Source organism: Blastococcus sp. TF02A-26, assembly GCF_003319125.1.
Taxonomy (GTDB): Bacteria; Actinomycetota; Actinomycetes; order Mycobacteriales; family Geodermatophilaceae; genus Trujillonella.
Map to the genome: position 1 here is coordinate 207268 of NZ_QOHG01000005.1, position 19378 is coordinate 226645.

Sequence of the window (19378 nt, forward strand, 5' to 3'; positions counted from 1 at the left end):
GTCGGGACATGCGCGCGGTCACCCTGGACGGATCCGGCGGTCCCGAGGTCATGGGCTGGGGCGAGGTCCCCGACCCGGTCTGCGGGCCGGGCGAGGTGGTGGTGGACGTCGTCGCCACGGCGGTCAACCGCGCGGACCTGCTCCAGCGGCAGGGCTTCTACCCGCCGCCGCCGGGCGCCAGCGACGTCCTCGGCCTGGAGTGCAGCGGGATCGTCAGCGAGGTCGGCGAGGGCGTGACCGGCTGGGACGTCGGCGACGAGGTGTGCGCGCTGCTGGCCGGCGGCGGGTACGCCGAGCGGGTCGCCGTCCCGGCCGGTCAGCTCCTGCCGCGCCCGGCCGGCGTGGAGCTCGCCACCGCCGCCGCGCTGCCCGAGGTCGTCTGCACGGTGTGGTCGAACGTGTTCATGCTGGCCGGGCTGCGCCGCGGCGAGAGCTTCCTGGTGCACGGCGGCTCCAGCGGCATCGGCACGATGGCGATCCAGCTGGCCGCCCGGGCGGGGGCTCGGGTGTTCACCACCGCCGGCAGCCCGGCCAAGCTCGACTTCTGCCGCGAGCTCGGCGCCGCGGTGACGATCGACTACCGCGAGGAGGACTTCGTCGAGCGGGTGCGCGCGGAGACCGGTGGCGCCGGCGTGGACGTCGTCCTCGACATCATGGGCGCCGCGTACCTGGCCCGGAACGTCGAGGCACTGGCCACCGGCGGGCGGCTGGTCTGCATCGGCATGCAGGGCGGGACGAAGGCCGAACTCGACCTCGGCCTGCTGATGCGCAAGCGCGCCGCGGTGCACGCCACCACGCTGCGCTCCCGCCCCGCGACCGGCCCCGGCGGCAAGGCGGAGATCGTCGCGGCGGTGCGCCACGACGTGTGGCCCGACGTCGAGCGCGGCGTCGTCCGGCCGATCGTCGACCGGCGGCTGCCCATGTCGCGCGCCGCCGAGGCGCACGAGGTGGTGGCCTCGAGCGCCCACATCGGCAAGGTCCTGCTCGTCAACGAACCCTAGCGAGGACGCAGCGCGGCCACGGCGTCGATCACGTAGCCGACCTCCTCGGCGGTGTTGTAGTGCATCAGCCCGAGGCCGACCGCCCCGCCCTGCTCGCTGGCACCCAGCGCGTCGAACAGCTCGCGGGCGTAGCGGTCGCCGTCCCAGGCGCAGATCCCCCGCCGCGCGAGGTCGGCGGTCACCTGCCGGGGGCGCATGCCGTCGACGGTGAACGACAGCACCGGGGTCGGGTCCCCGGCCGACCCCAGCACCTGCACGTGGCGCATCGCGCGCAGCGCCTGGTCCAGCCAGTCGAACAACTGCCCTTCGTAGGACGCGACGGCGGCCATCGAGGCCCGCAGCCGGTCCCGCCGACTGCCCTCGGCCTCCCCGCAGAGCCCGGCCAGGTGGTCGACGGCCGCGGCCACCCCGGCGTAGAGCTCGTAGGGCTGCCCGCCGACCTCGAACCGGTCCGGCACCCGGTCCGGCGCCGGCAGCAGCTTGTCCGGCCACAGGTCCGCCAGCAGCGCGGGGTCGGCGACGACGGCGGCCACGTGCGGGCCGCACCACTTGTAGGCCGAGACGGTGAGGAAGTCCGCGCCCAGCGCCCGCCGGTCGACCGCGTGGTGGGCCGCGGCGTGGACGGCGTCGACGAAGACCAGCGCGCCGACGGCGTGCGCCCGGGCGGCGATGCCCGCGACGTCCGGGCGGGTGCCGATGGCGCTGCTCGCGGCGGTGACCGCGACCAGCCGCGTCCGGGGCGTCAGCAGCTCGTCGTACTGCCAGTCCGGCAGCTCGCCGGTCTCGATGTCCACCTCGGCCCACCGCACCTGCACCCCGCGCCGCTCGGCGGCCTGGATCCAGGGCCGGATGTTGGCGTCGTGGTCCAGCCGGCTGACGACGATCTCGTCGCCGGGGCGCCAGGTGTGGGCCAGCGCCCCGGCCATGACGTAGGTGAGGGCGGTCGCGCTCGACCCGAGGACGACGCCGCCGGGCACGCCCCCGGTGAGGTCGGCCAGCGCCGCACGCGCCCCGGCGGTCAGCCCCTCCGCCCGGGCGGACGCGGGGAACACCCCGCCGCGCGGGGACACCGGGACGCGCATCGCCTGGGTGATCGCGTGGACGACGTTCTCCGGCAGGAGCGTCCCCATGGGGCCCTCGGCGTGCACCAGCCCGTCGGACAGGCCGGGGAACTGGCCACGGACGCGGGCGATGTCCAGCCGCGCCTCCCCCATGCCCGCCGACCCTAGAAGGCCCCTCCGGCCCGCCACCACTCGCCCGCTCGCGGCGGGCCCCTGCAGGTGGGGCCGGGGCGTGGGGAAGATGGGGGCATGACGATCCCGGGGAACGGAAGCGAGCAGCCGCAGCAGGTGGTGGTCGTGGGGCCCGACGGCCGGCCGGTCGGCGCGATGCCCCTCGCCGGCCAGGACGGCGGCTCGGACGGCGCCGCCGGCGTCGGCGACATGGTCGAGCAGCCGGCGAAGGTCATGCGCATCGGCACGATGATCAAACAGCTGCTCGAGGAGGTCCGCGCCGCTCCTCTCGACGACGCCAGCCGGCAGCGGCTGCGCGACATCCACGCCTCGTCCATCCGCGAGCTGGAGCAGGGCCTCGCGCCGGAGCTGCGGGACGAGCTGACAAGGATCACGCTGCCGTTCAGCGAGGACTCGACGCCGTCGGACGCCGAGCTGCGGATCGCGCAGGCGCAGCTGGTGGGCTGGCTGGAGGGCGTCTTCCACGGCATCCAGACCGCGCTGTTCGCCCAGCAGATGGCTGCCCGCGCGCAGCTCGAGGAGATGCGCCGCCGCGCCCTGCCCGGTGGCTCCGGCGCCGGGCCGGTCCAGCAGCCCGACTTCCGCCCCGGCGGCGGCCAGTACCTGTAGCACCGGGGTCGAGCCGCTGGGATCAGGTGACCTGAACGTGGAGCGTCCTCCCCCACCGCAGACGGTGAGGGAGGACGCTGCATGCTGAGGGAGGACGGCGACTGTCCACAGATCCGTCGGCGCTGTTCCCCCGCCTCCGCCCCGTTTCGAGACTCGGGGAGTGCATCCCGAACTCGAAGCCGCCGCCCGACGCCGCGGCGGCGTCTTCACCGTCGCCGACGCGCGCCGCGCCGGTCTCCGGCCTGATCAGATCAGGACGGCGGTGGTCTCGGGCGCGTGGCGTCGGCTTCGTCGCGGCGTCTACGTGGACGCCTCACGATGGGGGGCCTCAGCGGGTGACGATCGCGAACGACACCTGCTCGCAGCCGCTGCCACCCTCGCTGTCCTTGGGTCTGGTCCGGTGCTCAGCCACACGAGTGCCGCCCGCTTCCACCGCTTCCTCCTGCCGCGGCGGGTCGACTCCACGGTCCGGCTCACCCAAGCCGGGCAATGGCGGAACGGACACGGCTACCGGATCGCGGCTGCCGACCTCCCGGACGACGACCTCCAACCCGGGGAGCTCCTGCCGGTCACCGGTCCCGCGCGGACGCTGGTGGACTGCAGCCGGGAGTGGTCCCTCAACGACGCCGTCGTCGCCATCGACGCGGCCATCCACCGCAAGCAGGCGCGCCGCCGGGACCTGACGGCGACCGTCTTGCGGCAGAGCCACTGGCAGGGCATCGGGCAAGCAGGACGCGCCCTGCACCTCGCGGACGGGCGCGCCGAGTCGCCACTCGAGACCCGGGGCCGATTGGCCTTCCTGGCCGCTGGGCTCCCAGCGTTCGAGCTACAGGTGGAGCTGCACGGCCCACGCGGGTTCATCGGCCGCGTCGACGGGTGGTTCGAGGACCCGGGTGTCGCGGTCGAGTTCGACGGGCTCGTCAAGTACACCGACCCGTACCGCGGCCGGACGCCTGCCGAGGTGCTCTGGGACGAGAAGCGCCGCGAGGACCTGATCCGCGACCTCGACGTGCCGGTGGTGCGGGTCGTGCAGGACGACCTGCCTCGACTGGACCGGCCCACCGAGCGGCTCCGTGACCTGTTGTCCCGGCCGGCTCCCGGGCCGCGGCGCTTCCACGTCGTCCGCACACCCGAGCCGGACGGCGACCCGAGGGACGCGGCCGCCTGATCTCTGCGAGTGGGCGGAGGCTCGTCCACCCTCAACGCAGAGCGTCCCCCCTCACCGGAGACGGTGAGGGGGGACGCTCGACGATCAGGTGACCTGATCCCGGCCGGAACCCGGGACTCAGACGGTGAAGCGGGAGACCGCGTCCTGGAGCTGACCGCTCATCCGGGACAGCTCCGCCGCGGCACGCTGGGCGTCCTCGACCCGGGAGTTGGTCTCGGACGTGCCCGCGGCCAGGCCGGAGATCGCGTTCGCGATGCTCTGCGAGCCGCTGGCCGCCTCGGCCACGTTCCGGTTCATCTCGTTGGTCGTCGCCGTCTGCTCCTCGACCGCCGCGGCGATGGTCGCCTGGAAGTCGTTGATCTCGCCGATGACCGTGCTGATCTGACCGATCGCGTCGACCGCGCCGGAGGTGTCGGCCTGGATGGCCTCGACCCGGCGGCTGATGTCCTCGGTGGCCCGCGCGGTCTCCTGCGCCAGCTCCTTGACCTCGGAGGCGACGACGGCGAAGCCCTTGCCGGCCTCCCCGGCCCGCGCGGCCTCGATGGTGGCGTTCAGCGCCAGCAGGTTGGTCTGCTCGGCGATGCCGTTGATCAGCTTCACGACCGTGGCGATCTCCTGCGAGGAGTCGCCCAGCTTGCCGACCGTGCGCGTGGTGTTCTCCGCGACCGTCACCGCCTGGCCGGCCACGCGGGCGGCCTCGGTGGCGTTCGTGGCGATCTCGCGGATGGCCTGCTCCATCTGCGAGGAGCCCGCCGCGACGGTGTCGACGCTGGAGGCGACGTCGCCGGCCGAGGCCACGACCGAGTCGGCCTGACCGGCCGCCGTCCGGGCGTTGTCCGCGATCGCCGCGGACGCGCTGTCGAGCTGGTGCGAGGCGTCGGCCAGCTGACGGGCCGAGTCACCGACGAGGTGCAGCACCGAGCCCAGCGCGTCGAGGGTCTGGTCCAGGGACTGGGCGACCTCGCCGAGCTCGCCGCCACCGGTCTGGCCGGCGCGCACCCGGAGGTCACCGCCGGCGACCTTGGCGAGCACCTCGCGGATCCGCTGCACGGGGCCGGTCACGCTGCGGGCCACCAGGAGCGCCAGGCCCACGGCCAGGAGCAGCCCGGCCACGATGATCACGACGGTCACCGTGCGCGCGGAGGTGTAGGCGTCGTGCGCCTCCTCGGTGACCGCGACGGCGTCCGCCGCGGCCGCCGTGGTGGCCGCGGTCACGGACTCCTCGATGGCCGCCTCGGTCGTGTTGAGCGTCTGGATGAGCTGCGCGAGGCGCGCCTGCGGGACCGACGCGACACCGCTCTGCAGCTCGGCCAGGGTGGCCAGGTACGTGTCGACGCCGGTCCGGAAGTCCTCGAACGCGCTGCGGGCGGCGGACGACAGCGGCAGCCCGTCGACGAGCTCGATGTCCGCCGCGAGCTCCTCGGCGAGGGCCTCACGGTTCTGCGTGGCCCGGGCGACGCTCTCGGCCGGCAGGCTCGGGATGGAGGCGCGGGCGGTGTTGGCCGCCATCTCCCACCAGTCGACCTGGAGCTGGCGCAGCGCGTCGAGCGGCTCGGCGCCGTGGGAGTAGACCTCGCTGGCCTTGTCGTCCAGCGTCGCCATGCGGCTGATGCCGAAGGCCCCGACGCCGAGGGTGGTCACCGCGACGACGGCGACGGCGCCCAGCACGCGGGTGCGCAGCCCCCAGCCGTGTCCCTGCTCGGGGTCGGCGCCGCCGTGGCCCCGGTTGTCGTTCGCCCTGGAGGCGTCCATTCCTGCTCCTCATCTGCACGAGCCGCCGGTGCGCCACCGGAGGTCCTGCAGCCAAGGTCGGCAGCAACGGCCGACCCTTGAGGCGAGCCAGTCGTGTCCCGTCCCACCCGCCCCATGGACGACGCGGACTCGGAACTCGCGCTACCCGGTCTGGAGCGACGCGAGGAAGGCCGCCACGCCGTCCTCCTCGTTGGTGCCCGTGACGTCCGTGGCGACGGCCAGCAGGTCGGGGTGGGCGTGCGCCATGGCGACCGCCCGGCCACCCGCGTCGCGCACCCACTCGAAGGCGGCGATGTCGTTGGGCATGTCCCCGAAGACGACGACCTCGCCCGGGTCGACGCCGTGCTGCGCGGCGACCTTCGCCAGGCCACTGGCCTTGGTGACCCCCGGCGCGGAGATCTCGGCCAGCGCGTCGGTGGAGGAGTTGGTGACCGTCGCCCGCCGTCCGGCGACCTCCTCGACGAGGGCCATGAACTCGTCGCGGGGCAGCGACTCGTGCCGGGCGAGCAGCTTGGCCACCGGGGCGGCCACCATCTCCTCCAGCGTGGCGACGGCCACGCCGGGCGCGTCCACGTCCCAGCGCGGCTGGTAGACCGGCTCGTGGCGGAACTCCAGCCCGTACTCGACGGCGAACCAGGTGTCGGGCTGCGCGCGCCGGAGCTCCGCCGTCACGTGCTGCAGGACCTCGGGCTCGAGGGCGTCCTCGTCGAGGACGGTGAGGGTCTCCAGGTCGAGCAGGACGGCGCCGTTGCAGCAGACCGCCGTGCCGGGCCCCAGCTGCTCGCGGATGCGGACCATCCAGCGCGGCGGACGTCCGGTCGCCAGCACGACCGGCACGCCGTCGGCCCGCCAGCGCTCCAGCTCTGCGACCGTCTCCGGGCTGACGGTGTCGTTCCCGCGCAGCAGGGTGCCGTCCATGTCGCTGGCGATCAGCCGCGGGCGCCAGTCAGACACCGGCCGCCTCCGTCCCGAACACCGCTTCCAGGTACCGGGCGACGCCGTCGACGTCGTGGCCGCTGGTGCGGTCCTGCGCCGCCGCGCGCACGGCGGGGTGGGCGTTGGCGACGGCGACGGCGCGGCCGCCCGCCTCGCGGACCGCGGTGATCATCGGCAGGTCGTTGGGCATGTCCCCGAACACGAGGACGTCGCCCAGGTCCACGCCGTAGCGCTCCAGGGCGACGGCGAGCCCGGTGGCCTTGGTGACGCCGGGCGGGAGGACCTCGATGAACCCGAGCCCGGCGTGGGTGATCTCGGCCTCTGCGGGGTCGACCACGGAGCGGGCGCGGGCGAGCAGCTCGTCCTGGCCGAGGGAGGCCGACCGCAGGAACACCTTGAGCACCGCGCCGGGCGGCAGCACCTGGTGCCGGGGCAGGAGGTGCGCCGGCTCCGGGTAGGGCCACTCGAAGCCGTGCTGCACCCGCAGCTGGGTGTGCACCTCGCCCTGCTCGGCGGCGTCCTCCACCGCGAGGACGAGGTCGCCGGCGACCTCCTCGATGCGCGCGATGACCGCCGCCGCCTGGTCGCGGGGCAGGCCGACGGTGCGCAGGACCTCGTCCCGCTCGAGGTCGACGACGAAGCCGCCCTGCGCGAGCACCGCGATGCCCCGGCCGTCGAGCGCGTCGCGGACGCTGTCCAGCAGCCGCGGTCCGCGCCCGGTCACCCCGACCACCGGGACGCCGGCGTCCCAGCAGGCCTCCAGCGCGGCCCGGGTGCGGGGGCTGACCTCCGAGGCGGAGTCGAGCAGGGTGCCGTCGAGGTCGCTGGCGACCAGCTTCGGCCGCCACGGCCCGAGGTCACCGAGTTCGACGACCTCGTCGTAGCCGTCCAGGATCCCGTGCGCCCGCAGCGGCCCGGGCGGTGGACCAGCCGTCATGCGACCGGCACCGGGGCGGCCAGCGACATGCCCGGGGTGAGGACCTCGTGGCCGCCCAGCCACGGGCGCAGCGCCGCCGGTACGTGCACCGAGCCGTCGGCGCGCTGGTGCACCTCGAGCAGGCAGGCGATGGTGCGGGCGATGGCGCACAGCGTGCCGTTCAGGGTCGCCGCCGTCTGCGGCTTGCCGTCGGCGTCGCGGTACCGGATGGCCAGGCGGCGGGCCTGGAAGGTCGTGCAGTCCGAGGTGCTGGTGAGCTCCCGGTAGGTGCCCTGGCTGGGGAACCACGCCTCGATGTCGAACTTGCGCGCTGCCGAGGTGCCCAGGTCGCCGGCAGCGATGTCGACCACCCGGTAGGGCAGCTCCAGGGCCTGGAGGAACTCCTCCTCCCACTGCAGCAGCCGGCGGTGCTCCGCGGCGGCCTCCTCGGGCCGGCAGAAGCTGAACATCTCGACCTTGTCGAACCAGTGCACGCGGATGATCCCGCGGGTGTCCTTGCCGTAGGAGCCGGCCTCGCGGCGGAAGCAGGACGACCACCCGGCGTAGCGGCGCGGGCCGGCGGAGAGGTCGAGCACCTCGCTGGAGTGCATGCCCGCGAGCGCCACCTCGGACGTGCCGACGAGGTAGAGGTCGTCGCGCTCGACGCGGTAGACCTCCTCGTCGTGCTCGCCGAGGAAGCCGGTGCCCTCCATCGCCTCGGGCCGCACCAGCGCCGGTGCCACCACGGGGGTGAACCCGGCGGCGACGGCGCGGCTGATCGCCAGCTGGGCGAGGGCGAACTCCAGCAGCGCGCCCGGGCCGGTGAGGAAGTAGAACCGGGCGCCGGAGACCTTCGCCCCGCGCTCCATGTCGATGGCGCCGAGGGCCTCGCCGATCTCCAGGTGGTCGCGGACCTCGAAGTCGTACGTGGGCACCTCGCCGACGGTGCGGAGCGTGACCGCGTCGTCCTCCCCGCCGGGCGGGACGTCGGCGTGCACGACGTTGGCGATCTTCAGGTGCGCCTCGCGCAGCGCGGCGTCGGCCGAGCGCTGGGCCTCCTCGGCCTCCTTGACCTGCGCAGCCACGGCCTTGGCCCGCTCGAGGACCGCGGGGCGCTCCTCGGGCGTGGCCTTCTTGACCGCCTGCGAGGCCGACTTCTGCTCGCCGCGCAGGTCGTCGGCGCGCTTGACCGCCTCGCGGCGGGCGGTGTCGGCGGCGAGCAGGTCGTCGACGCGGGACTCGTCGGCTCCCCGGGCCCGCTGGCTGGCGCGGACGGCGTCGGGGTTCTCGCGGACGAGGCGCAGGTCGATCACCAGCCGAGGGTATCGACCGGCGCACGCGGGGCAGCGGCCACGAGGTCGCCCCACCCGTCGCGGGGGAACTGGGACACTGCGGTCATGCGGTTCCTGCAGCGACCCTCGTACGACCTCACCTACGCCGACGTCTTCATGGTGCCGGCGCACTCGTCGGTGGGGTCCCGGCTCGAGGTCGACCTGACCACGCCGGACCGGGTGGGGACGACGATCCCGCTGGTCGTGGCCAACATGACCGCGATCTCCGGCCGGCGCATGGCCGAGACCGTGGCCCGTCGCGGCGGGCTCGCGGTGATCCCGCAGGACATCCCGGTCGACGTCGTCGCCGAGGTCATCTCGTGGGTCAAGGCCCGCCACACGGTCTACGACACCCCGATCACGCTCTCCCCCACCTCCACCGTCGGCGAGGCGCTGTCGCTGCTCACCAAGCGCGCGCACGGGATCGTCGTGGTGGTCGAGGGCGGCTCGCCGGTCGGCGTCGTCACCGACGGGCAGTGCCAGGGCGTCGACCGGTTCACCCAGCTGTCCGAGGTCATGACCCGTGAGCCGCTGACCGTTCCCGCCGGCACCGACCTCACCAAGATCTTCGACGTTCTCTCCGGCGAGCGCGTGAGCGCCGCGCCCGTGGTGGAGGGCGACCGGCTGGTCGGCGTGATCACCCGCAAGGGCGCGCTGCGCTCGTCGCTGTACTCGCCCGCGGTCGACGCCGACGGCGCGCTGCTCACGTCGGCCGCGGTCGGCATCAACGGCGACGTCGCCGGCAAGGCGTCCGCCCTCCTCGCCGCCGGGGTCGACGTGCTCGTCGTCGACACCGCGCACGGGCACCAGGAGAAGGCGCTCGAGGCGCTGCGCGCGGTGCGCGCCGTCGCCGGGTCCACGCCGGTGGTGGCGGGCAACGTCGTCACCGCGCAGGGCACCCGCGACCTCATCGAGGCCGGTGCCGACGTCGTCAAGGTCGGCGTCGGCCCCGGCGCCATGTGCACCACGCGGATGATGACCGGCGTCGGCCGGCCGCAGTTCTCCGCCGTCGAGGAGTGCGCGGCGGCCGCCCGCGAGCTGGGCAAGCACGTCTGGGCCGACGGCGGGGTGCGCCACCCCCGCGACATCGCGCTGGCGCTGGCGGCCGGCGCGGCGAACGTGATGGTCGGCTCCTGGTTCGCCGGCACCTACGAGAGCGCCGGCGACATCCACGACGACGGCTCGGGCCGGCTCTACAAGGAGTCCTTCGGCATGGCCTCGGCCCGCGCGGTCAAGGCACGGACGGCGACCCAGAGCGGCTTCGAGCGCGCGCGAGCCGGGCTCTTCGAGGAGGGCATCTCGTCCTCGCGCATGTACCTGGACCCGCAGCGGCCCGGCGTCGAGGACCTGATCGACCAGATCGTGGCCGGCGTGCGGTCCTCGTGCACCTACGCCGGCGCGCGCACCGTCGACGAGTTCCACGAGCGCGCCGTCCTGGGGGTGCAGAGCTCGGCCGGCTACGAAGAGGGCCGGCCGCTGCCGACCAGCTGGTGAAGCCGCTCCCGCGCGAGCAGTTCGAGGAGCTCGTCGCCGACGCGCTCGACGAGGTGCCGGCGGAGCTCATGGCGCTGCTGGACAACGTCGTCGTCCTCGTGGAGGACCGGAACCCCGACGAACCGGAGCTGCTCGGGCTCTACGAGGGACTCGCCCTGCCCGAGCGCGGATGGCAGTACGGCGGTGAGCTGCCGGACCGGATCATGATCTACCGCGAGGCGATCTGCGACATCTGCGAGACCGAGGACGACGTGGTCGAGGAGGTCATGATCACCGTCGTCCACGAGATCGCCCACCACTTCGGCGTCTCCGAGGAACGCCTCCACGAACTGGGCTGGGGCTGATGAAGGACCCCCTCGCCCCCCGCGCCACGCTCCGCGCGACGCGGGCCCCTGCGAGGGGGCCGACCCATCGTGCCGAGAGCGCTGAGCCCGCCGCGTAACGTGATCACCGTGGCGGAGGTCAGGGGCGGCGGGCTGCCGATCAAGATGCTGCACGACCGCGTACTGGTCTCCCTGCGGCGCGAGGACGGCGAACGGCGGTCCACCGGCGGCATCCTGATCCCGGCCACCGCCCAGGTCGCCAAGCGGCTGGTGTGGGGCGAGGCCCGCGGGGTCGGCCAGAGCGTCCGCCAGGTCAAGGTCGGCGACCAGGTGCTCTTCTCCCCCGAGGACCAGCACGAGGTCGAGGTGCACGGCGAGGAGCTGGTGATCCTCCGCGAGCGCGACGTGCACGCCGTCGCCGCCGAGCGCATCGAGGACACGAACACCGGGCTCTACCTCTAGTCGGGGGCGCCCTCCGCGCGGGCGTGCCGGGAGACGATCCCCGTCATCTCGGTGAGGAACCGCGCCACGACGGCGATCTCGTCGTCGGTGTAGTCGCCCATCGCCTCGACCAGGTCCCGGGCGAGCCCGCCGAAGTGCTGGGCGCCGGCGGCCCGGGCGGTCTCCGACATCTCCAGGGTCACGCGCCGGCGGTCCTCGGGATCGCGCACCCGGCGCACGTGCCCGACCCGCTCCAGCCGGTCCACCAGCGCGGTCACCGACGCCGAGCGCAGGTCCACCGCCGCGCCCAGGCCACCGGCGGTCAGCGCCTGCCCGTGCCGGGCGGCGTCCATCACCGCCACCAGCGCGCGGACGTCGGTGCGGTTGAGCCCGTGCTCCGCGGCGAACCGCTGGTTGACGGCGTCCAGCTCGACGGAGAGCCGGCGCAGCAGCAGCGCGACCTCCCTGCGCGCCGCCGTGGCCTCGTCCATGGCGCCGCCTTCGCCGTGCCGGTGCATCCGGATCGTCCTAATCTCTCGAAGATCGAGACTATCGCCGTTCGAGGGAAATCGTCATGCCGCGCAGGACCTCCGTCGCCCGCTGGCTGCTGCCGGCCCTCGTCGTCCTGGCCTGGATCGCCCTCTCCGCTCCCCTCGGGTCGTTCAGCGGGAAGCTCGGCGACGTCCAGACCAACGACTCCGCCGCTTTCCTCCCCGACAGCGCCGAGTCCACGCGGGTCTCGGAGCTGCTGCGCGAGTTCGACACCGAGCGCTCCCTGCCGGTGATCCTGCTGTGGGAGAGCGAGGACGGCGCGCTCGACCCCGCCGCGCTGGAGGAGATCACCGCCCGCGTCGACGAGGCGGTCGCCGTCGCCGACGAGGCCGGCGCGCTCAACGGCGAGCCGTCCCCACCCCTGCCGTCCGAGGACGGCGAGGCGGTGCAGGCCGTCCTGCCCTTCAGCCCGGACCTCGGCGACGCGCTCGCCGACGTGATCGACGACCTCCGCGCCTTGCCCGTGGTGGACGGGACGACGGAGTACGTCACCGGTCCCGGCGCGCTCTTCAACGACTTCGCCGCGGGCTTCTCCGGCATCGACGGGCTGCTGCTCCTCGCGGCCTTCGGCGTCGTCCTGGTCATCCTGCTCGTCGTCTACCGCAGCCCCCTGCTGCCCCTCCTCGTCATCCTCACCGCCGGTCTGGCCCTGGTGGCCGCGCTGGCGGTCGCCTACCTGCTGGCCGACCGGGGCTGGATCGAGGTCAACGGGCAGAGCCAGGGCATCGCGTCGATCCTCGTCGTCGGCGCGGCCACCGACTACGGCCTGCTGCTCGTGGCCCGCTACCGCGAGGAGCTGCGCCGCGAGGAGTCACCCCTGGCTGCGATGAGGGTGGCGCTGAGGCAGTCCTGGGAGCCCATCGCGGCCTCTGCGGCGACCGTCGTCCTCGGCGTCGCGTGCCTGCTCTTCTCCGACCTCGGCTCCAACCGCGGGCTGGGCCCCATCTCCGCCGTCGGCATCGCCCTGGCGATGGTGGCCACGCTGACCTTCCTCCCTGCGGCCCTCGTGCTGCTCGGCCGGGCCGCGTTCTGGCCGTTCCGGCCGCGCTACGGCAGCGAGCACGCACACGGCCGCGGCTGGGAGCGGATCGCCGGGATCGTCGGCCGCCGTCCCGGCCGGGCGCTGCTGGGGAGCGTGGGGCTGCTCGTCGTCCTCGCCGCCTTCGTGCCGACGTTCGACGCCGAGGGCATCCCGCTGTCGGAGGCAGTGCGCGGCGGGTCGCCGTCCGGCGAGGGCCAGGTCGCGCTGGCCCGCCACTACGACGCCGGTGCGGCCAGCCCGGCCACGATCGTCACCCCCGCCGACCGGTGGGAGGAGGTCGCCGCGGCGGCCGGCGAGGTGGACGGCGTCGCGGGCGTCGAGCCGTTCACCGGGCAGCGCGGCGGCCCCCCGGAGCCGGGCGCCCAGCCACGGGAGGTCGACGGCCTGGTCCGGCTGGACGCCACGCTGGACGACGCCCCCGACAGCACCGCCGCCCAGCAGACCGTCGCCGACTTGCGGGCCGCGGTGTCCGACGTCGACCCGGACGCCCTGGTCGGGGGCTCGACGGCGCAGGACCTCGACACCCAGGACACCGCCGCGCGCGACCTGGCGGTGATCGTGCCGCTGGTGCTGCTGGTCATCACGGTCGTGCTGGCCCTGCTGCTGCGGGCTCTGGTGGCGCCGGTCCTGCTGGTCGCCACGGTCGCGCTCAGCGTCCTGGCCACGCTCGGTGTCGCGGCGCTGGTCTTCGACCCGCTGTTCGGCTTCCCCAGCAGCGATCCGCAGGTGCTGCTCATCGGGTTCGTGTTCCTGGTCGCCCTGGGGATCGACTACAACATCTTCCTCATGACCCGGGCCCGGGAGGAGTCTCTCCGGCACGGCACCAGGGACGGCGTGCTGCGCGCCCTGGCCGTCACCGGAGGGGTGATCACCAGCGCCGGGCTGGTGCTCGCGGCCACGTTCGGGGCGCTGACCGTGCTGCCGCTGGTGATCCTCATCCAGCTGGGCTTCCTGGTCGGCTTCGGCGTCCTCCTCGACACCTTCGTCGTCCGCACGCTGATGGTGCCGGCCGCGGTCCGCCTGATCGGCGACCGCGTCTGGTGGCCGAGCGCGCTGGCCCGCCGCTAAAGGGCGCCGGCGCGCACCTTCGACAGCCACTCGTCGGCGTCGGTGAACGCGGCGTCGGTCGCGTCATCGGACACCGGCCGGTTCTCCCGCTCGTCGGCCCGCGGATAGGAGCCCAGGAAGCGGACGTCGTCGCAGACGCGGTGCAGGGCGGCCAGGGTCTCCCCCACCCGCGCCTCGGCGACGTGTCCCTCGCAGTCCAGGGAGAAGGAGTAGACCCAGCGGCGCTCGCGGGTGGGCCGGGACTCGATCCGGGTGAGGCTGATCCCCCGGGCGGCGAACTCGCGCAGCACGTCGAGCAGCGCCCCGGTCCGGTCCGCCACGACCGCCACCAGCGAGGTCTTGTCGTTGCCGGTCGGCTCCGGGAGCGGTCCGGGCGGGGCGACCAGGACGAAGCGGGTCACCGCGCCCCGGTGGTCGGCGATGTCCTCCGCGATCGGCACCAGGCCGTAGCGCCGGGCGGCGATCGGCGCGCAGACGGCGGCGTCGTAGCGCCCGGCCGCGACCGCCTCAGCCGAACCGGCGGTCGACGTCTCGGACTGCGGCGAGAGCGTGGGCAGGTGCGCGGCGAGCCAGCGGGCCGTCTGGGCCAGCGCGTGCGGGTGGCTGGCCACGGAGCGGACGTCGGCGAGCGTGGTGCCCGGGCGCCCGGCCAGCACGAACGTCGGCTCGAGGAAGACCTCGCGGGTGATGAGCAGCGGGGCGCCGTCGGCGAGGCCGTCCATGGTCGCCGGCACCGAGCCCTCGATGCTGTTCTCGAACGGCACCAGCGCCGCGTCGACCTCACCGGCTCGGACGGCGGCGAGCGCGGCGGCCACCGTGGGGCGTGGCGAGCGGGGCGCGGAGTCCCCGACTGCCCTGCTCAGCGCCGCCTCGGCGAAGGTACCCTCGGGACCCAGGTAGGCGAACCGCGTCGGAGACGTGCTGGTGGGCCTCGCGTCCGGAGACGCGGCGTCCATGGGCATCGCGGGCATCCGACGAGGGTAGTGCGGGCGGGGCGGACGGGATGTCCACCCCGGGGGAACCGCCTCGCAGCTGGCCGGGACGGCCGGCCCACCAGTTCGTCGAGTGGAGGGATGCGTGACCCCCGGCACCATCCGCGTCACCGAGCGTGATCTGGATGCTGCGCTGTGGCGTCTTCTGGCGGCGAGCGACCCCGTCGACCCGCCGGCGTTCGCCCGGGAGCACGACGAGCTGGCCCCGCTGTTCCTCTCCGCGACCGATCCCACCTGGGTGGCCTGGAGACACGCGTTCGACGCCCGCCGAGCCCTGATCGACGCCGAGCCGGACGCCGTCCCCGCGGCCGTCGGCGCCGCCCGGACCGCGCTCGGCGGCTGCCCGCCCACCGCCCTGACCGCGCTGACGCTGGCCTACCTCGCGCACGTGGAGGCGACCGCGGACCACGTCGACGCCGCCATGCTGCTGGCCGTCGACGCCAGCCTGCTGGCCGAGGCCGCCGGCTCGGGCTCCGGCGGGAGCGGTCCGGGCCGCGCGCACCACCAGGCACACCTGTGGCTGTCGCTGACGCTGGGCGCCCTGGACCTCGAGCAGCTGGCCGTCGCCCAGGCGCTGCAGGGCTCCCGGATCGCCGCGGGCCTGCCCGACCTCGCCGACCGGTGGCAGCTGCTGCGGCTGTGCGCCCAGCAGCACGCCGAGCTGGCCCAGACCCAGTGCCGCCGCGGCCAGGACCAGCGTGCCGCGGAACTGGCCGCCGTCGCGCTCGGCTGCGCCACCGAGGCCCGCGAGCTGGACCGGGAACCGGACCCGGCCGACCAGGACCTGCTCGACGTCGTCCAGGCGTGGGCCATGGCCTGCGCCGGCGACCTCGACGGGGCGCTCGGCCCGCTGCGCCGGGCACACCGGCGGGTGCACCGCGACGGTGGCGTGTGGCTGCGCGGCTACACCGACCTCGTGCTGGCCCGCCTGCTCGCGCGCCTGTCGCGCGACCGCACCGGCGGGGGCTCCGCCGAGGAGGCCACCGACCTGCTGGTCGACGCCGCCGGCGCCTTCGCCGCCACCGGCGACCGGCGCCGCTACCGCCAGTGCCTGCTCGAGCTCGGCCAGGCCACGGCCGCGCAGGGCCGCCCTGCCGAGGCGCTGCACTGGCTCGAGGCCTACCGGGCCGAGGCCGGGCGGGCGCACGCCCGCAGCCGGGAGCTGTGGGCGGAGATGTTCGTCCGCCGCAGCCGGCTGCGCGAGGCCGAGCGGCAGGCCGCCGTCCTGCGCACCTACGCGCTGGAGGACCCCCTCACCGGGCTGGGCAACCGGCGCAGCGCCGAGCGCCGGCTGGGCAGCATGCCGCTGGGCGAGGCGCCGCTGTCGCTGGCCGTCGTCGACGTCGACCGGTTCAAGGAGGTCAACGACGACACCTCGCACTCCCACGGCGACGAGGTGCTGCGCCGGGTGGCCGACCTGCTGCGCGAGCACTGCCGCGGCGGCGACGAGGTCTACCGGTGGGCGGGCGACGAGTTCCTCGTCGTGCTGCCCGACGCCAGCGAGAGCCAGGCCCTGCTCGCGATGGAGCGGCTCCGTGCCGCCGTGGCCGACGCCGACTGGGGTGACCTGCAGCTGCCCGATCCCGTGACGGTCAGCATCGGGGTGGCCACCGCGCCCACCCGCGACCCGGAGCAGGCCGCGGTGCCCTCGGGCTGGCGCTCCCTGTTCGACACCGCCGACCTCCACCTCTTCAGCGCCAAGCGTGGCGGGCGCAACCGCGTGCGCGCCCCCGGGGCCGCGGGCGGGGAGAGCGCATGACCGCCTCGCGGTGGGACTCCTGTGACGAATCGGGCGATGCGGCCGCGTCCGTCCGGCGCGCCCCGGGAGGGGTGCGTGACACCCCCGAGGGCGACGTGCACAGTGCGCTCGTGCCCCCGGGAGCCCTGCATCACCGGGTGACCGCTGCCCTGTCCGACTGGCGGCTGGACGACGCCGAGGAGCTGCTGGCCGACGTCGAGGGCGACCCGTCGCCCTTCGCCGCCCCGACCGCGCCCCCGGACGCCCCGGACGCCGACGTCGCCGCCGTCCTCGGCCGCGCCTGGGCCGACACCCTGCGCGCCGAGCTGCTCGTCCGCCGGCTGCGCATGGCCGGCTTCACGCTCGTCGGCGACCCCGTGGACTCGCTGCCCGGCGAGCCGCCCGCCGCACCGCTGGACCTGCACGCCGGCATCGCCGGCCTGCTCGACCGCCCCGACGGCGCTCCCGAGGCGCAGACGGAGCCGGCGTCGCGCGCGGCCCTGGCCATCGCCCTCGTGCGCTCCGCCAAGGCCGCCTTCGACGCGACCGACGACGACCTGCAGCGCGCCGCCGGCCTGGCCCGGCACGCGCGCATCGAGCTGCTGTCCCGGCGGATCGACGCGGCGATGGACGAGGCGGTGGAGGCCGCCAGCCTGCTCGACCCGGCACTGCCGCCGTCGGCACTGCTGGTGGACACCCTCGCCACGCTGGCCGGCGTGCTGGCCGACCTGGAGCTGATGCCGCTGGCGCTGGACTACCAGCGCCGCGCCCACCGCACCGCGCTGGACGCCGCGGCCGCCCCGGAGCTGCTGGGACCGGAGGACGGCGATCCGGACGTCCTCGTCGCCCGCGCCGCGACCCGGCTGGGCGAGCTGTGCGCCGAGCTCGGCGAGGGGCTGCTCGACGACGGCGTGCCGGACTCCGCGGACCCGCACTTCGCCGAGGCGCGGCAGCTGGCCGAGGACGCGCTGGCCCTGCTGCCCCCCGAGGCGCCGGACGCCGTCGTCGCCGCGCAGGTGGTGCACGGCTGGGCGCTGGTGGGGCTCGGCGAGCACGCCGCCGCGGCCGGTCCGCTGCGCGCCGCCGTCCGCATCACCAGCGCCACCGGCGACCGCGCCGTGCTGGCCGCCGCCCTGCTCGCGCTCGGCCGTGCCCTGCGCCGCCAGGGCGACGGGCACGACGCCGACGAGCAGCTGGCCAAGGCGCTGGCCCTGGCCACCGAGCACGGGCTGCCCCGGCTCCGGCGGGCCGCGCTGCGCGAGCTGTGCACCCTCCACGCCGACCTGGACGACGCCGGCCGGGCCCTGCCGTACCTGCAGGCCTACCTCGCCGACGAGCTCGACCGCGTCGACGAGCGCCGCACCCGGTGGGTGGAGCTCTTCGGCCGGCGCAAGAGCCTGCTGGAGACCGAGCGGGCCGCCGGGCAGCTGCGCCGGCAGGCCTACGAGGACCCACTGACCCACCTGCCCAACCGCCGCTACGCCGAGGCGCGGCTGGACGGGCTGATCTCGGCCGGCACGATGCCGGCGCTCGCCGTGGTCGACGTCGACCGGTTCAAGTCGATCAACGACGCGATCGGCCACCCCGGCGGCGACGCGGTGCTGCGGATCGTCGCCGACCTGCTCATCGACGGCTGCCGCGACACCGACGAGGTCTGCCGCTGGGCCGGTGACGAGTTCGTCGTCCTGCTGCCGGAGACCACCGCGGAGCAGGCCGAGCGGGCGCTGGAGCGCATCCGCCGGGCCGTGGCCGGCCACGACTGGTCCGCGCTCGGTCTGACCGTCCCCGTCACCATCAGCGTGGGCGTCGCCTCGGCCACCCGCGGCGACGACCGGCGCACCCTCTTCGCCGCCGCCGACGGCGTCCTCTACGACGCCAAGCGCAGCGGCCGGGACCGCGTCGTGCGGCTGTCGGCGGTCACCCAGCGACCGGAGGCCCCCGCGGCACCGGCGGTCGTCGAGCCGGCCGCCGTCGAGCCCGCCGCCGTCGAGCCCGTCGAGCCGGCCGTGCTGGAGTCCGCAGACGACCCGTCCCCCGCCGGCGTCTCCTCCGGGTTCGCTCCGCTGCTGCTCGAGCCGCAGCCGGCCGACGTCCCGCTGGCCGGGCCTGCGCCGCTCCCGCCGACGCCGGTCCGCACCCGCGCCCCCGAGCCCGAGGTCGTCTGGGCCACCGGACGCAGCACCGAGCAGGTGCTCGCCCTCGTCCGCGAGGCACGCGCCGCCCACCCGGACCGGCCCGCCGTCGTGGTGCGGGCGACCGCCGAGACCCTCCTGGCCCTGACCGGGGAGCACGAGCAGACCACCGTCGACGCCGCGGCCATGTCCGCCGCCGTCGGTCCGCTGCCGGAGCCGGCCGGCCGGGTCGTCGTCCTCTCCGCCGGGGGCGGGGACGCCGGGATCGCCGCCGAGGCCGCGTTCGCCGCGCGGGTGACCGGCACCGACGTCGTCCGGGTCGCCGATCTCGGCGGCAGCCGGATGCACAGCGGCCTGCCCGACCCGTCGGTGCTGGCCGACGCCGACTGCCTCGTCGTCGTCGCCGGCCTGGACGCCTCGCTGGCGGGTCTGGTCGCCGCCACCACCGACGTGCCGGTCGTGGCGGTGCCGACGTCGACGGGTCAGCCGGGGTCCTTCGGCGGGTTCGGCGCGCTGCTCACGATGCTCAACTCCTCCACGCCCGGCGTGGTGGTGAGCAACATCGACAACGGCCACGCGGCCGGGGTCTTCGCCGCACGGATCGCGCGCCGCACCGCGCGATAGCGGTGT

General features: G+C 75.2%; 16 protein-coding genes and 1 pseudogene. 10 read left to right on the forward strand and 7 right to left on the reverse strand.

Features of this window, described 5'->3' with window-relative positions:
- The first annotated feature begins 8 nt into the window (after positions 1-8).
- Positions 9-1001 carry an NAD(P)H-quinone oxidoreductase gene (locus tag DQ240_RS07805; RefSeq protein ID WP_113839058.1) on the forward strand — a complete coding sequence of 331 codons (993 nt, stop codon included), beginning with the start codon at positions 9-11 and terminating at the stop codon, positions 999-1001.
- Here the strand turns inward: DQ240_RS07805 and DQ240_RS07810 are convergent.
- Positions 998-2215, reverse strand: coding sequence for a cysteine desulfurase-like protein (locus DQ240_RS07810; RefSeq protein WP_113839059.1), 1218 nt, complete (start codon positions 2213-2215; stop codon positions 998-1000). The two genes, DQ240_RS07805 and DQ240_RS07810, sit on opposite strands and share 4 nt — an antisense overlap.
- A 96-nt stretch (positions 2216-2311) precedes the next feature.
- Between DQ240_RS07810 and DQ240_RS07815 the strand changes: the two genes are divergently transcribed.
- The 3 genes and pseudogenes from DQ240_RS07815 (at position 2312) to DQ240_RS07820 (ending at position 4031) form a co-directional block, all read left to right on the forward strand.
- A complete protein-coding gene (locus tag DQ240_RS07815; protein ID WP_113839060.1) occupies positions 2312-2863 on the forward strand; it encodes a bacterial proteasome activator family protein in 552 nt (183 codons plus the stop codon).
- Between the two features lie 160 nt (positions 2864-3023).
- Positions 3024-3158: pseudogene (locus DQ240_RS24225) on the forward strand (type IV toxin-antitoxin system AbiEi family antitoxin domain-containing protein); the annotation flags it as partial.
- 105 nt (positions 3159-3263) lie between these two features.
- A complete protein-coding gene (locus DQ240_RS07820; RefSeq protein WP_233498590.1) occupies positions 3264-4031 on the forward strand; it encodes a hypothetical protein in 768 nt (255 codons plus the stop codon).
- Positions 4032-4148: 117 nt separating this feature from the next.
- Here the strand turns inward: DQ240_RS07820 and DQ240_RS07825 are convergent, their stop codons facing one another.
- From DQ240_RS07825 to serS, 4 genes are all read right to left on the reverse strand, one after another.
- Complete coding sequence (locus DQ240_RS07825) at positions 4149-5783, reverse strand: methyl-accepting chemotaxis protein (protein ID WP_113839062.1); 1635 nt, start codon at positions 5781-5783, stop codon at positions 4149-4151.
- Between the two features lie 141 nt (positions 5784-5924).
- Positions 5925-6737, reverse strand: a complete 813-nt coding sequence (locus tag DQ240_RS07830) for a Cof-type HAD-IIB family hydrolase (RefSeq protein WP_113839063.1) — start codon at positions 6735-6737, stop codon at positions 5925-5927.
- Positions 6730-7656: an HAD family hydrolase gene (locus DQ240_RS07835; protein WP_113839064.1), complete on the reverse strand. Its 927-nt coding sequence runs from the start codon at positions 7654-7656 to the stop codon at positions 6730-6732. The genes DQ240_RS07830 and DQ240_RS07835 overlap by 8 nt, the downstream gene beginning before the upstream one ends.
- Positions 7653-8948, reverse strand: a complete 1296-nt coding sequence (gene serS, locus DQ240_RS07840) for a serine--tRNA ligase (RefSeq protein ID WP_113839065.1) — start codon at positions 8946-8948, stop codon at positions 7653-7655. Before serS ends, DQ240_RS07835 begins: the two co-directional genes overlap by 4 nt.
- A gap of 84 nt (positions 8949-9032) precedes the next feature.
- Here serS and DQ240_RS07845 point away from each other — a divergent pair, with 84 nt between their 5' ends.
- From DQ240_RS07845 to DQ240_RS07855, 3 genes are all read left to right on the forward strand, one after another.
- The gene (locus DQ240_RS07845) at positions 9033-10460 is read left to right on the forward strand and encodes a GuaB1 family IMP dehydrogenase-related protein (protein ID WP_113839066.1); all 1428 of its coding nucleotides are present in this window, start codon (positions 9033-9035) and stop codon (positions 10458-10460) included.
- The gene (locus tag DQ240_RS07850; RefSeq protein ID WP_113839067.1) at positions 10457-10804 is read left to right on the forward strand and encodes a metallopeptidase family protein; all 348 of its coding nucleotides are present in this window, start codon (positions 10457-10459) and stop codon (positions 10802-10804) included. Before DQ240_RS07845 ends, DQ240_RS07850 begins: the two co-directional genes overlap by 4 nt.
- Before the next feature lie 108 nt (positions 10805-10912).
- Positions 10913-11245: a co-chaperone GroES gene (locus DQ240_RS07855; protein WP_233498576.1), complete on the forward strand. Its 333-nt coding sequence runs from the start codon at positions 10913-10915 to the stop codon at positions 11243-11245.
- On the opposite strand, the gene DQ240_RS07860 is transcribed toward DQ240_RS07855, so the two are convergent.
- Positions 11242-11715, reverse strand: a complete 474-nt coding sequence (locus tag DQ240_RS07860; protein ID WP_113839129.1) for a MarR family winged helix-turn-helix transcriptional regulator — start codon at positions 11713-11715, stop codon at positions 11242-11244. The genes DQ240_RS07855 and DQ240_RS07860 overlap by 4 nt on opposite strands.
- Positions 11716-11798: 83 nt before the next feature.
- Between DQ240_RS07860 and DQ240_RS07865 the strand changes: the two genes are divergently transcribed.
- Positions 11799-13886, forward strand: coding sequence for an efflux RND transporter permease subunit (locus tag DQ240_RS07865; protein ID WP_113839068.1), 2088 nt, complete (start codon positions 11799-11801; stop codon positions 13884-13886).
- Here the strand turns inward: DQ240_RS07865 and pheA are convergent.
- Positions 13883-14857, reverse strand: a complete 975-nt coding sequence (gene pheA, locus DQ240_RS07870; protein ID WP_233498577.1) for a prephenate dehydratase — start codon at positions 14855-14857, stop codon at positions 13883-13885. The two genes, DQ240_RS07865 and pheA, sit on opposite strands and share 4 nt — an antisense overlap.
- Before the next feature lie 106 nt (positions 14858-14963).
- Between pheA and DQ240_RS07875 the strand changes: the two genes are divergently transcribed.
- Positions 14964-16637 (forward strand): diguanylate cyclase, encoded by a 1674-nt coding sequence (locus DQ240_RS07875; RefSeq protein WP_113839069.1) that lies wholly within the window; start codon positions 14964-14966, stop codon positions 16635-16637.
- A 137-nt stretch (positions 16638-16774) separates the two neighbouring features.
- The gene (locus tag DQ240_RS07880; protein ID WP_233498578.1) at positions 16775-19372 is read left to right on the forward strand and encodes a diguanylate cyclase domain-containing protein; all 2598 of its coding nucleotides are present in this window, start codon (positions 16775-16777) and stop codon (positions 19370-19372) included.
- Positions 19373-19378: the final 6 nt, after the last annotated feature.